Consider the following 12,777-nt stretch of genomic DNA (forward strand, 5'->3'; position numbering starts at 1 on the left):
CTACCTCGCACGCGTCTCAAAGCTGAAGGAGGCTCACTTGGCCAAAGCAATCCATTCGATGATCCGGGTGCTCGACGAGCAGAAGTCCCTGGATTTCTACAGAGTGGCATTCGGGCTTTCCGTAGCCGAGCGGCTCGATTTCGAAACCTTCACGCTTGTTTATCTCAGCAATGAAGAGTGCGAGTTCGAGCTCGAGCTGACGATCAACAAGAATCGAACCGAGCCCTATGCGCTCGGCGACGGTTACGGTCACCTCGCTTTGTCGGTGAGCGATCTCGACAGCGAGCACAAGCGATTGACCGATGCTGGGCTTGGTCCGAACAAGATCGTCGAGTTCAATCGCGACGGCGCACTTCTGGCGCGGTTCTTCTTCATCATCGATCCGGACGGCTACAAGATCGAGGTCCTGCAGCGCCGCGGCCGGTACAAGTGATCGTCCGATGGCGGCCATGATCAATGTAAACAATACCGATTATCGCGCCTATCTATTTCGCTTATAGGCGGACCGGACTTACTGTTCTCCCGGAAGCATCAAGAATGATGCGCTAACAAGGGGAACACGGATGAAGAAACAGATTGCAGCAATCATGCTGGCTGTCCTGGCGACGGCAACGGCGGCGACAGCCGCTGACAAGATCAAGATCGGCACAGAAGGCGCCTATCCGCCCTTCAACTTCGTCGATTCCGCCGGCAAGATCGGCGGCTTCGATGTCGATATCGGGCTGGCGCTCTGCGAGCGCATGAAGGCCGACTGCGAGGTTGTCGCGCAGGATTGGGACGGCATCATCCCCGGTCTGCTCGCCAAGAAATACGACCTCATCATCGCCTCGATGTTCATCACCGAAGAACGTAAGAAGCAGGTTGCCTTCACCAATCCCTACTATCTTGCGGCCATGACGCATGTGGCGCCGAAGGGCGCCGGCATCACCACGTTTACCAATGAAGCCCTTAAGGGCAAGGTGATCGGCGCCCAGTCGGGCACCACGCAGGCCGATTTTATCGCCGCCACCTATCCGGACGCCGAGATCAAGCTCTATCCGACCCAGGATGAAGCCAATCTCGACATGGTCAACGGCCGTCTCGACCTGCAGGTCGGCGACATGCTGCCGCTCCTGGATTGGGTGACGAAGAACGATGACGGCAAGGCTTGCTGCGAAATCATCGGCGAACCGATCACCGACAAGAAGTTCGTCGGCGAAGGCGTCGGCATTGCCGTGCGTCAGGACGACAACGACCTGCGTGAAAAGCTCAACAAGGCGCTCGACGAAATTCGCGCCGACGGCACCTACAAGAAGATCAACGACAAGTACTTCACTGTCGATGTCTATACAATGAAGTAGTTCGGCCCGCGAGCCTCGGCCATCACGGCGGCCGAGGCTCAACCATCCATTTCTCCTTTAACAGCTCATGGGTTATACGCTGAATTAGCTTCTGCTGTACGTTCGTTATCGAACCGGGACCAGGGGCCCTAGGTCGGCAAATGCGGAGGGCAAAGTTGCTTGGGTATGTCCTACGGCCCGCGCCAACGCCCGCCTGATTGTTTCTTAGGAATGCCGCCATTTTGCATGCCAAGACGCTGCCGGCCACATACGTTGGGCCTGGCAAACGGCCGCGTCAGTCATCTGCTCTTCCCACTGATCGCGCACTCCGTATCCGTGAAAGCTCGCACCACGCCGATCTCGGCACTGACTGGCGACGCGCCTCGTTGCCGTCAAACCTGCAGCTTGGCTGACACGGCAACACGCGCTAAACGTCTATTATCTGGACTTGCGCATTTTTGACCGGCAACGAATAGGCCTCGAGGTACATATGTTTGATCTCAACGGCAAATCAGCCCTCGTCACCGGCGGTGGCCGTGGGCTTGGTCTTGAGATGGCGAAGGCGCTTGCCAAGGCGGGCGCGGCGGTGGCGATCAATGGCCGCAGTCGCTCGGCATTGGAGGCGGCGCGCGGACAAGCCGCGAATGAAGGCATTACGCTTGAGACCGCGGCCGGCGATGTGGCGGCAGATGTAGACGAGATACTGGCCGCGGCGACAGGCAGCACCGGAAGGCTGGATATTCTGATCCACGCCGTCGGTGAGCGCGACCGGCGCGGTACGGACGAGATGGACGCTGCCGGCTTTGCGGCCCTCATTAACACCGATCTCACTGCCGCTTACGGGATGGCGAAGGCAGCGCTGCCCTATCTCCGACAATCGGACGCCGGACGGCTGATCTTCGTTACCTCGATTGCGGCCTTTGCAGCCCGCGCCGGCGACCCCGCCTATACCGCGGCGAAGGGTGGACTTGGCGCATTGACGCGATCGCTCGCGGTCGAACTCGGCTCTGACGGCCTGACCGTTAACGCCATCGCGCCCGGCTGGTTTGCAACGGAAACCAACGCTGCCCTTGCAGCCGATCCCGTGTTGCAGCAATTCGTCGATGTCCGCATCCCATTGAAGCGCTGGGGCCGGCCGGAAGAAATCGCGCCTGCTGCCGTGTTCCTCGCGTCACCAGCCTCAAGCTTCGTCAACGGTATCACCTTGACGGTCGATGGCGGCATGACGGTTCAAATGTAAGCCGCTGCACTCGAAGCAACTGTCAGGGCGCAGAAACCGCTTTTGAAAGTCCGTCGACAAGAAGGCTCGCAAGAGTGGTCGCCGCCTTTTCGGCGCCGGCTTTGAGACGCAGGCTGAACTCGGCATCGGGCAAGGCCGGCAGCGCCAACCTTTCGGGCGCAATCGCCACACCCTCGCCGACGAAGCGTTCGGTTCGCGCCGTCAGCGCGATGCCGCCGCGGACCGCGGCACGAAGCCCGGAGAGGCTCGGGCTTGTCGCAGCTATCCGGTAGGGCCGGCCACTTCCCTCAAGCGCATCGACGGCGGCTGAGCGGAAACCGCAGGGCGGATCGAGCACGGCAAGCGGCAATTCCTCGTCGACAGACAAGACGTCCGGCGACGCTGATAGCCAGACCATCGGTTCGCGCAGCACTGCGACTTCGTCAACCGCCCCGCTTTGCCGCATGACGATCATCACGTCCACGGCGCCCTGATCATACTGAGCCACAAGCTCTTTCGAACGACCTACCCGCAGATCCAATCGCACCCGCGGGTGTGCGCGTGCAAACTGTTGCAACAGCGTCGGCAACGTGCTGTCGGCAAAATCCTGGGTGCAGCCGAGCGACACGCGGCCATCAGTGCGTGCGCCCTTGAGGCTGAGCCACGCGTCACGGTGAGCGTCGAGGATCTTGCGGGCGTGGACGACGACATCTTCACCGGCTGGCGTCAGCACCCGGCCGCGCCCGGATGGTGCCAGCAACGCCTCGCCGATCAGAGCCTCCAGCCGCTGCATCTGGGCAGTGACCGCCGAAGGGGTTCGACCGACGACCGTGGCTGCATGAGCCAGCGAGCCGCTTTCGGCAAAGGCCAGGAATGTGCGCAACAGGTCAGGATCAAGCGTCTGCATAACTTCATAATAATCGAACTATCACTCAAAAACAATTCGATTTAATTACACCAACGGAAATGCGAGATTGGCTCAACACCAACCGACACTTGAAAGAGCCATCATGCCTATCATCAATGTCACCGTCACCGGCAAGGCCGACCCTGCCCTGTCCCAGCGCATCGCCACCGTCGTCAGCGAGTTGACGGCCACGCATTTGCGCAAGGACCCGACGATTACGGCCATCGTCGTCAACTATGCCGATCCGCTTCACTGGTTCGCCGGCGGCCGCTCGCTTGCAGAACAGGGCGCCAACAGCTTCTGGCTTGATATCAAGGTTGTGGACGGCACCAACACCAAGCAGGAGATGGCGAGCTACCTTCAAGCGGTCTTCGCCGGTTTTCAGCAGCTGCTCGGCAACGTGCATCCGGAAAGCTATATCCTTGTGCACTCGGTCTCGGCTGCCGCCTATGGCTTCGAAGGCAAGACGCAGGAGTTTCGCTACATCAGCAACCAGCTCAAAGCGGCGGTTTAGGCGCCACGTCTGGGATGGCCGAAAGTATACGGCGTCGGCTCGCATCGACGCCGTATGCCTGTTTCGCCCGGTCAGCCGGGCTTTGCTTCCTCATTGCCGCGCAGCAGATGAATGAGCGCGGAAAAGTCTTCGCCACCATGGCCGAGTTTCTCGAACATGGAATAAAGCTGCGCTGCCTGGGCGCCCATCGGCGTCGAGGCGCCGCTTGTGCTTGCCGCCTGCTGCGACAGCTTCAGATCCTTCAGCATCAGGCTTGCTGCAAAACCGGGCTTATAGTCGTTGTTGGCAGGTGATGTCGGCACCGGCCCTGGTACCGGGCAATAGGTCGTCAGCGACCAGCATTGACCGGACGAAGTCGACGCAACATCGAACAATGCCTGATGCGACAGACCGAGGCGCTCGGCGAGCACAAAGGCCTCGCAGACGCCGGCCATGGAAATGCCGAGGATCATGTTGTTGCAGATCTTTGCCGCCTGGCCCGCACCGACGTCACCGCAATGAACGATCTTCTTGCCCATGGCGTCGAGCAGCGGCTTGCCTCGGGAAAAGGCATCATCGGTACCGCCGACCATGAAGGTGAGCGTGCCGGCGGCGGCCCCGCCGGTGCCACCCGAAACGGGCGCGTCGAGCGACAGGCATCCGGCCTTGTCGGCAAGCGCATGCGCCTTGCGAGCGCTGTCGACGTCGATGGTCGAACTATCGATCAGCAAAGTGCCGGGATCGACGAAGCCGAGCAGTTCATCCCAGACATAGAGCACATGCGCGCCAGCCGGCAGCATGGTGATGACGCATTCCGCCTCACGCACCGCATGCGTGATCGAACCTGCAACCGAAACACCCGTCTTTGCCGCAGCGTTGCGCGATGCCTCCGACAGATCGAAGCCGGTCACCGCGTGGCCGGCCTTCACCAGATTGGCGGCCATTGGGCCGCCCATGTTGCCAAGCCCGATAAAGGCGATCTTCGTCATCTTCACTCCTCCTGAATTGCAATTCGACCGACGCCAACCGGAGCGACTGACTCCCTCAGGCGACAAACAATGGCAGGTGATCTCGGTTCGTAAATTGCGCGCGCATCTCTTCCGTCACATCGGAAAGGCCCACCGACCATCTCGGGTTGCGGTCCTTGTCGATGACGGCGGCACGCACGCCTTCATAGAAATCGGGATTGGAAAGCATGCCGAGCGTGGCCGAGTATTCCCGCTCGAGGCATTCGTTGAGCGAGGCGCTGTTGCGTCCGGCACGCAGGAGATCGAGCGTCAGCGTCATGCTGAGCGCCGAACGCGAGCGAAGCAGCGCCAGCGTTTCCCAACCGAAGTCACTGTCTTCCGCCTCGAGCGCGGCAAGGATCTCCTCGACCGTATCGAAGGCAAAGCACCGGTCGATTGCCTTGAGATGCGCCGCGAGCGGCGACGGCGGAACCTGCTCGGCCACCCCTTGAATTGCGGCATCGACATCCGCGGCCTTGGCTGAAGGCGGCAGCGCGGCAAGGGTTGAGAATAGCTCGTCGAGCTTGGCGGTCGGCACATAATGGTCGGCAAGGCGCGCATGGATCGCATCAGTGGCGCCGATGTCGCGGCCGGTAAGCCCGAGATAGGTGCCGAATTCGCCGGGCGCGTGCGGCAGCAGCCAGGTGGCGCCGACATCCGGGAAATAGCCGATGCCGGTTTCCGGCATAGCAAGTCGGGTGCGCTCGGTGACGACACGGTGGCTGCCGTGTGCCGAGATGCCGACACCGCCGCCCATGACGATGCCGTCCATGATGGCAACGTAGGGCTTCGGGTAAGCGGAAATCCGGCTGTTGACGACGAATTCCTCGCGCCAGAACTGCGCACCTTCGGCCGGCCGCTCGCGCCCGCTCTCATAGATCATGCGGATGTCACCGCCGGCGCAAAGTCCGCGCTCGCCTTCACCCGTCACCATCACAGCTGCAACAGAAGGGTCGTTTTCGAACTCGGTCAACGCTTCGGCGATCAGCCGGATCATCGGAACGTTGAGGCTGTTCAACGCCCTTGTGCGATTGAGCCGGATGCGGCCGATTGCGCCCTGGCGTTCGACGATGACTTCCGGTGCTGGCGCCTGCATTTCCATGAAAAGCCCTTCCTATTTCCGGCCGATGATCGAGCGCGCCACGATAAGCCGCATGATCTCGTTGGTACCCTCGAGTATCTGGTGCACTCTCAGGTCCCTGACAATCTTCTCGACGCCGTAGTCGGCGAGATAACCATAGCCGCCGTGGAGTTGTAGCGCGTCGTTGGCGACGGCAAAGCAGCGATCGGTGACGAAGCGTTTGGCCATCGCGCAAAGTTTCGTCGCTTCCGGGTCACCGGCGTCGAGCGCCGAGGCCGCGCGCCAGAGGAAGGTGCGGGCGATTTCGAGATCGGTTGCCATATCGGCGAGGCGAAACTGCAGTGCCTGGAACTCGCCGATCGCCTTGCCGAAGGCGCGACGTTCCTGGACATAGGCCAATGCCCGGTCGAAGGCGGCCTGCGCACCGCCGAGCGAGGCTGCGGCAATGTTCAGCCGGCCGCCGTCGAGCCCGCCCATGGCGATCTTGAAGCCGTCGCCCTCGGCACCGAGGCGGTTTTCAGCGGGGATCCGCACGCCGTCGAGCATCACGGCGCGGGTGGGCTGCACATGCCAACCCATCTTCTTCTCGTTCGCGCCGAAGCTGAGGCCGGCCGCATCCTTTTCCACCACGAAGGTGGAGATGCCCTTCGGTCCGTCCTCGCCGGTTCTCGCCATGATCACATAGAGACCGGACACGCCGGCACCGGAGATGAACTGCTTCTGGCCGGTCAGCACGTAGCTGTCGCCGTCCTTGACTGCCTTGGTCTTGAGCGCTGCCGCATCCGAACCGGATCCCGGCTCGGTCAGGCAGTAGCTCGCCAGCGTCTCCATCGTCAGCAGCTTCGGCAGCAGCCGATGGCGCTGCTCGTCGGTGCCATAGCGGTCGATCATGCCGGCGCACATGTTGTGAATGGAAACGAAGGAGGCAACCGCCGGGCAGCCGGTTGCCAGCGCCTCGATGATGATTGCGGCGTCGAGCCGCGTCAGGCCGGTGCCGCCGACATCGTCGCTGACATAGATGCCTGCCATGCCGAGGGCGGCTGCGGCCTGCAGCTTATCGACCGGGAAATGCTTTTCCTGGTCCCACTCAATGGCGTTAGGCGCCAATTCGTCACGAGCGAAGTCGAGCGCCATCTGGCGGATGGCTTCCTGTTCCTCTGACAGGTGAAAATCCATATGCATGTCCTCCCTGACCGCATATTGAACGATTGGGGCTAGTTACACCAAATTCCGTACAGGCACAGGTGCAACTTCTCACAGGTTCTGTTCAAAAACGAACAGATCCCTGCCAAAGTCCATTAGCTTTCACTCAGACGATACGGCAGAGCGCCGCGCAAGTCATGGTCGACGATCAGCCTTCGCTTCAATGGTGGTACGGCGCGGCTGGCGCATTTCGTGCGCTCGCAGATCCGGCAGGATATGCCAATCGGATCGAACGCCGCGCGGTTGCCGAGATCGAGATCGTCGGCATAGACGAAGGCGTCGGCGTAGGAGATCTCGCAACCGAGCGCCAAGGCGTAACGCGGCTGCGCCGCGCGAAAGCCGCCACCGCCCTTGGTGATCTGCGTTGCAAGGCAAAGATAGCGCACACCATCAGGCGTCTCAGCGAGCTGACGAATGATGCGGCCGGGCGTTTCGAAGGCCTGATGCACGTTCCAGAGCGGACATGCCGCACCGAAACGGGCAAACTGCAGCTTGGCCGCACTATGGCGCTTGGTGATGTTGCCGGCCCGATCGATGCGGGCAAAGAAGATCGGCACGCCCTTCTGGCCCGGACGCTGCAGCGTCGACAGCCGATGACAGACCTGCTCGAGCGACGCACCGAAACGCGCCGCCAGCAGCTCGACGTCGTGCCGGAGCTCGCGCGCCGCCTTGTGAAAGGCCTGGTAAGGCAGGATCAGCGCACCGGCGAAATAGTTTTGCAGTCCAATGCGACAGATCTCGTAGGCTTCCTCCGTGCGGAAACCGGCGCCGCCGGCCACCCGGTCAATCTCTTCTCGGGCGTGCAGTTGAGCGATCTGCAGTGCAATCTGGAAATCGCGTGTCGCGGCCGGAGCATAGGGGTTCAGCGTCAACAGACGCGCACGCGGATCGTAGCGCCGGATCGCCTCGTCGCCGGCTGCACCCCGCAAGACACGCACGCCGTGGCGCTGCTCGAGATAGGCTGCCAGCGCCGCGTGGTTATCGCCCTCGCCAAGCCCGAGTTCGCCTGCAAGTCGCTCGGCGAGAACGTCGATATCGTGAATATAGTTGTCGACGAAATGGAAGAAGTCGCGAACTTCTTCATAGGGCGTCGTCTCCACCGAAGACCCGCCGCGGCCGATGGTATCGTCGATGCTGGCCAGTTGCTCGCTGTTGCGGCGATAGGCCTGGTGACAACTGATCAGCGCATGCGCAAGCCCCGGCGCATTCTGGGTGATCAGCTTCAATTCCTGCAGGCTCGGCGAATAGGTCTCAAACAGCGGATCGCTGAGCGCCTCCGACAGGGCAGACAGCAGCCTGTCGCCCTCCCCGGTCGAAAGTTCGGCGATATCGATCTGAAACTTTTCGGCGAGTGCGAGAAGAACGGAAGCCGATACGGGCCGCTGGTTGTTCTCGATCTGGTTCAGGTAGCTGGTGGAGATGCCGATGCGCTCGGCGAATTGCCCCTGCGTCGCCCGGTTTGCATCCCGAAGCTCCCTGACCTTGCGGCCGATATAGAGTTTGCCGATCGCCATGTTCGCAACTTTGCAATTTACATTTCGCAATATTCTCTATTTCACATTTGCACATGAACGGGCGTTTTACCATCCATCCTTCGAGGCTATTGCGAAGCGACAAACGCCTCTGCACAATCACGGAAAAACCGGGAGGGAATTATGCGCGCCATACTTGAACAGGTCGAAGCTCGCCGGGCGGAGGCAAGAGCCGGCGGCGGCCAGCGGCGCATCGACGCCCAGCACGGCAAAGGCAAGCTGACGGCACGCGAGCGCATCGAGGTTCTGCTCGATGAAGATTCCTTTGAAGAGTACGACATGTACGTCACGCATCGCTGCGTCGACTTCGGCATGGACAGCCAGAAGGTCGCCGGCGACGGTGTCGTCACCGGCTGGGGAACGATCAACGGCCGGCAGGTCTATGTGTTCTCCCAGGACTTCACGGTGCTCGGCGGCTCGCTGTCGGAAACCCACGCGCAGAAGATCTGCAAGATCATGGATATGGCAGTCAGGAACGGCGCGCCGGTCATCGGCCTCAACGATTCAGGCGGTGCGCGCATCCAGGAAGGCGTCGCCTCACTTGCAGGTTATGCCGAGGTCTTTCGCCGCAATGCCGAGGCATCGGGCGTTATCCCGCAGATCTCGGTGATCATGGGCCCCTGCGCCGGCGGCGCCGTCTATTCGCCGGCGATGACCGACTTCATCTTCATGGTGCGTGACTCATCCTACATGTTCGTCACCGGCCCCGACGTGGTGAAGACCGTCACCAACGAAATCGTCACTGCCGAAGAGCTTGGCGGCGCCGGCACGCACACGAAAAAGTCCTCCGTCGCCGACGCGGCCTACGAAAACGACATCGAGACACTGGAGCATGTGCGCCTGCTCTTCGACTTCCTGCCGCTCAACAATCGCGAGAAGCCGCCGGTCCGGCCATTCCACGATGACCCGTCGCGGCTGGAACGCAGGCTGGACAGTCTCATCCCCGACAGTGCGGCCAAGCCCTACGACATGAAGGAACTCATCCTCGCGCTTGCCGACGAGGGCGATTTCTTCGAGCTGCAGCAGAGTTTCGCCCGCAACATCATCACCGGCTTCATCCGCATGGAAGGCCAGACCGTCGGCGTCGTCGCAAACCAGCCGATGGTCCTTGCCGGCTGCCTCGATATAGATAGTTCGCGCAAGGCGGCCCGGTTCGTCCGGTTCTGTGACGCCTTCTCGATCCCGATCCTGACCCTCGTCGATGTGCCGGGCTTCCTGCCGGGCACCGCCCAGGAATATGGCGGCGTCATCAAGCATGGCGCCAAACTGCTTTTCGCCTACAGTCAGGCAACCGTACCGATGGTGACGCTGATCACGCGCAAGGCCTATGGCGGCGCCTATGACGTCATGGCCTCCAAGCATATCGGCGCCGACGTCAACTATGCCTGGCCGACCGCCGAGATCGCGGTGATGGGCGCCAAGGGCGCGACCGAAATCCTCTACCGCTCCGAACTCGGCGACGCCGAGAAGATCGCGGCGCGTACGAAGGAATACGAAGAGCGCTTCGCCAATCCGTTCGTCGCCGCAGAACGTGGTTTCATCGATGAAGTGATCATGCCGCACTCTTCGCGCCGCCGCATCGCCCGCGCCTTTGCCTCGCTTCGCAACAAGCAGGTCGATGTCCGCTGGCGCAAGCATGACACGATCCCGTTATGATGGAGGCAATCATGGAGCCGGAACGCGAACGCATCATGACACCGGAAGAGGCCCGCCGCGACCATCGCGAGATGCTGCGCTACCTGGCCGTCAACGCGCTCTATGGCCTTGCGACCGGCGCGACCGTCGCTGGCGTGCTGATCTGGCTCAACATCGGCGCGGTCGGCACCCATATCGCCCGCTCCACCAGCCCCATCCTCGCCACGGCCATGGTTGTCGTGCCGTTTGCGCTGCTCTTCGGCGGCGCCGTTGCGGCATCGTCGATCGCGCTCCTGCCCTATCGGCGCAAATTCAAACGCTGACGCGACACCAAGGATTTGAAAGTGAAACGCATGTTCAAGAAGATCCTCATCGCCAACCGTGGCGAAATCGCCTGCCGCGTCATCAGAACCGCGAAGAAACTCGGCATCGCCACCGTCGCCGTCTATTCCGACGCCGATCGCGATGCCATGCATGTGCGCATGGCGGATGAGGCCGTGCATATCGGCCCCTCGCCCTCGGCGCAGTCCTATATCGTCATCGACAAGATTATCGATGCTATCCGCAAGACCGGCGCCGATGCGGTTCATCCCGGCTACGGCTTCCTGTCGGAAAATGCCGCCTTCGCCGAAGCGCTCGAAAAGGAAGGCGTTGCCTTCATCGGCCCGCCGGTTGGCGCAATCCGGGCGATGGGCGACAAGATCACCTCGAAGAAGCTTGCGGCCGAAGCCGGCGTCTCCACCGTTCCCGGTCACATGGGCTTGATTGCGGATGCCGATGAGGCCGTGAAGATCTCCGGATCGATCGGCTATCCCGTGATGATCAAGGCGTCGGCCGGCGGCGGCGGCAAGGGCATGCGCATCGCCTGGAACGACCAGGAAGCACGCGAAGGCTTCCAGTCCTCGAAGAACGAGGCGAAGAACTCGTTCGGCGACGACCGGATTTTCATCGAAAAATTCGTCACCGAACCGCGCCATATCGAAATCCAGGTGCTCGGTGACAAGCACGGCAACACGCTCTATCTCGGCGAGCGCGAATGCTCGATCCAGCGCCGCAACCAGAAGGTCATCGAGGAAGCCCCCTCGCCGTTCCTGGATGCCGCCACCCGCAAGGCCATGGGCGAACAGGCCGTGGCGCTGTCAAAGGCCGTTGGCTACCATTCGGCCGGCACCGTCGAGTTCATCGTCGATGGCAATCGCAACTTTTATTTCCTCGAGATGAACACCCGCCTGCAGGTGGAACACCCAGTCACCGAACTCGTGACCGGCCTTGATCTTGTCGAGCAGATGATCCGCGTTGCGGCCGGCGAAAAGCTTGCCTTCGGTCAGGCGGACGTGAAGCTCAACGGTTGGGCGGTTGAGAGTCGGCTCTACGCCGAAGACCCCTACCGCAATTTCCTGCCTTCGATCGGCCGGCTGACGCGCTATCGCCCGCCTGTGGAAGGTGCAAACGACGACGGCACAGTGATCCGCAACGACACCGGTGTCTTCGAGGGCGGCGAGATCTCGATGTATTATGACCCGATGATCGCCAAGCTCTGCACCTGGGGACCGGACCGCCTGACGGCTGTCGAGGCCATGGCGGAGGCGCTCGACCAGTTCGAGGTCGAAGGCATCGGTCACAACTTGCCGTTCCTGTCCGCCGTGATGCAGCAGCAGCGCTTTCGCGACGGCCGCCTGACGACCGCCTATATAGCCGAGGAGTTTGCCGACGGTTTCCATCGCGTGACGCCGGATGAAGCGTCGGCGCGCAAGCTGGCGGCGATCGCCGTCTCGATCAACCAGGTTCTGCAGGAACGCGCCAGCCAGATTTCCGGCACCATCGGCAATCATCGTCGCATCGTCGGCTACGCTTGGGTGGTCAATCTTGCCGACATGGACTTTGCGTTGACTTCAGGCGCTTCGGCCGATGGCGCCTATGTCCGCTTCGAAGACGGCACGTCCGCCTCGATCGCCGGCGACTGGACGCCGGGCCGCACGCTCGCCACCTTCAACATCGACAATCAGCCGATGAGCGTAAAGGTGGAACTGACGGGCACGGCGATCAGGCTGCGCTGGCGCGGCATCGACGTGATTGCCCGGGTCAGGAGCCCGCGCGTCGCCGAGCTTGCCAAACTCATGCCGAAGAAGCTGCCGCCGGACACCTCCAGGATGCTGCTCTGCCCGATGCCCGGCGTCATCACCTCGGTCTCGGTCAAGGCCGGCGACACGGTGGAAGCGGGCCAGTCGCTGGCAATTGTCGAGGCGATGAAGATGGAGAACATCCTGCGCGCCGAGAAGCGCGCGACCGTCAAGCGCGTGGCCGTTATCGCCGGCGCAAGCCTCGCGGTCGACGAATTGATCATGGAATTCGAATGATGAGCGCCAAGCAATCAAGCCCTC

At 61.7% G+C, this 12,777-nt stretch carries 12 protein-coding genes; 7 read left to right on the forward strand and 5 right to left on the reverse strand.

Annotated features, from left to right (window positions below):
* The first annotated feature begins 37 nt into the window (after positions 1–37).
* The 3 genes from ASD03_RS35550 to ASD03_RS35560 all read left to right on the forward strand — a co-directional run bounded on the left by ASD03_RS35550 (position 38) and on the right by ASD03_RS35560 (position 2,559).
* Entirely contained in the window at positions 38–433 is a 396-nt protein-coding gene (locus ASD03_RS35550) for a VOC family protein (protein WP_057218837.1), read from the forward strand.
* Positions 434–563: 130 nt separating this feature from the next.
* On the forward strand, positions 564–1,340 hold the full coding sequence (locus ASD03_RS35555; protein ID WP_057218838.1) for an ABC transporter substrate-binding protein: 777 nt from the start codon (positions 564–566) through the stop codon (positions 1,338–1,340).
* 469 nt (positions 1,341–1,809) lie between these two features.
* The gene (locus ASD03_RS35560; RefSeq protein WP_057218840.1) at positions 1,810–2,559 is read left to right on the forward strand and encodes an SDR family oxidoreductase; all 750 of its coding nucleotides are present in this window, start codon (positions 1,810–1,812) and stop codon (positions 2,557–2,559) included.
* Between the two features lie 22 nt (positions 2,560–2,581).
* On the opposite strand, the gene ASD03_RS35565 is transcribed toward ASD03_RS35560, so the two are convergent.
* A complete protein-coding gene (locus tag ASD03_RS35565) occupies positions 2,582–3,445 on the reverse strand; it encodes a LysR substrate-binding domain-containing protein (RefSeq protein ID WP_057218842.1) in 864 nt (287 codons plus the stop codon).
* A 103-nt stretch (positions 3,446–3,548) separates the two neighbouring features.
* Between ASD03_RS35565 and ASD03_RS35570 the strand changes: the two genes are divergently transcribed.
* Positions 3,549–3,959 carry a 4-oxalocrotonate tautomerase family protein gene (locus ASD03_RS35570; RefSeq protein WP_057218844.1) on the forward strand — a complete coding sequence of 137 codons (411 nt, stop codon included), beginning with the start codon at positions 3,549–3,551 and terminating at the stop codon, positions 3,957–3,959.
* A gap of 71 nt (positions 3,960–4,030) precedes the next feature.
* Here the strand turns inward: ASD03_RS35570 and mmsB are convergent, their stop codons facing one another.
* The 4 genes from mmsB to ASD03_RS35590 all read right to left on the reverse strand — a co-directional run bounded on the left by mmsB (position 4,031) and on the right by ASD03_RS35590 (position 8,743).
* Positions 4,031–4,927, reverse strand: a complete 897-nt coding sequence (mmsB, locus tag ASD03_RS35575; protein ID WP_025429052.1) for a 3-hydroxyisobutyrate dehydrogenase — start codon at positions 4,925–4,927, stop codon at positions 4,031–4,033.
* Between the two features lie 55 nt (positions 4,928–4,982).
* Complete coding sequence (locus ASD03_RS35580; protein ID WP_057218846.1) at positions 4,983–6,047, reverse strand: enoyl-CoA hydratase/isomerase family protein; 1,065 nt, start codon at positions 6,045–6,047, stop codon at positions 4,983–4,985.
* Between the two features lie 12 nt (positions 6,048–6,059).
* Entirely contained in the window at positions 6,060–7,202 is a 1,143-nt protein-coding gene (locus ASD03_RS35585; RefSeq protein WP_057218847.1) for an isobutyryl-CoA dehydrogenase, read from the reverse strand.
* A gap of 122 nt (positions 7,203–7,324) precedes the next feature.
* Positions 7,325–8,743: an XRE family transcriptional regulator gene (locus tag ASD03_RS35590; protein WP_057218849.1), complete on the reverse strand. Its 1,419-nt coding sequence runs from the start codon at positions 8,741–8,743 to the stop codon at positions 7,325–7,327.
* Positions 8,744–8,884: 141 nt separating this feature from the next.
* Between ASD03_RS35590 and ASD03_RS35595 the strand changes: the two genes are divergently transcribed.
* Genes ASD03_RS35595 through ASD03_RS35605 form a run of 3 tightly spaced genes read left to right on the forward strand, consistent with a single transcriptional unit; the run spans position 8,885 to position 12,753 of the window.
* A complete protein-coding gene (locus ASD03_RS35595) occupies positions 8,885–10,417 on the forward strand; it encodes an acyl-CoA carboxylase subunit beta (RefSeq protein ID WP_025429056.1) in 1,533 nt (510 codons plus the stop codon).
* Between the two features lie 11 nt (positions 10,418–10,428).
* On the forward strand, positions 10,429–10,719 hold the full coding sequence (locus ASD03_RS35600; RefSeq protein WP_025429057.1) for a hypothetical protein: 291 nt from the start codon (positions 10,429–10,431) through the stop codon (positions 10,717–10,719).
* A 21-nt stretch (positions 10,720–10,740) separates the two neighbouring features.
* Positions 10,741–12,753, forward strand: coding sequence for an acetyl/propionyl/methylcrotonyl-CoA carboxylase subunit alpha (locus tag ASD03_RS35605; protein ID WP_156408142.1), 2,013 nt, complete (start codon positions 10,741–10,743; stop codon positions 12,751–12,753).
* Positions 12,754–12,777 lie beyond the last annotated feature (24 nt).

It is taken from the genome of Ensifer sp. Root127, assembly GCF_001425225.1.
GTDB classification, from domain to species: domain Bacteria; phylum Pseudomonadota; class Alphaproteobacteria; order Rhizobiales; family Rhizobiaceae; genus Ensifer; species Ensifer canadensis.

Bases quoted from the DNA above. Each gene is read 5' to 3' on its own strand.
- ASD03_RS35555 (WP_057218838.1), top strand. From the start codon at position 564: ATGAAGAAACAGATTGCAGCAATCATGCTGGCTGTCCTGGCGACGGCA.
- ASD03_RS35560 (WP_057218840.1), top strand. From the start codon at position 1,810: ATGTTTGATCTCAACGGCAAATCAGCCCTCGTCACCGGCGGTGGCCGT.
- ASD03_RS35565 (WP_057218842.1), bottom strand. From the start codon at position 3,445: ATGCAGACGCTTGATCCTGACCTGTTGCGCACATTCCTGGCCTTTGCC.
- ASD03_RS35570 (WP_057218844.1), top strand. From the start codon at position 3,549: ATGCCTATCATCAATGTCACCGTCACCGGCAAGGCCGACCCTGCCCTG.
- mmsB (WP_025429052.1), bottom strand. From the start codon at position 4,927: ATGACGAAGATCGCCTTTATCGGGCTTGGCAACATGGGCGGCCCAATG.
- ASD03_RS35580 (WP_057218846.1), bottom strand. From the start codon at position 6,047: ATGGAAATGCAGGCGCCAGCACCGGAAGTCATCGTCGAACGCCAGGGC.
- ASD03_RS35585 (WP_057218847.1), bottom strand. From the start codon at position 7,202: ATGGATTTTCACCTGTCAGAGGAACAGGAAGCCATCCGCCAGATGGCG.
- ASD03_RS35590 (WP_057218849.1), bottom strand. From the start codon at position 8,743: ATGGCGATCGGCAAACTCTATATCGGCCGCAAGGTCAGGGAGCTTCGG.
- ASD03_RS35595 (WP_025429056.1), top strand. From the start codon at position 8,885: ATGCGCGCCATACTTGAACAGGTCGAAGCTCGCCGGGCGGAGGCAAGA.
- ASD03_RS35600 (WP_025429057.1), top strand. From the start codon at position 10,429: ATGGAGCCGGAACGCGAACGCATCATGACACCGGAAGAGGCCCGCCGC.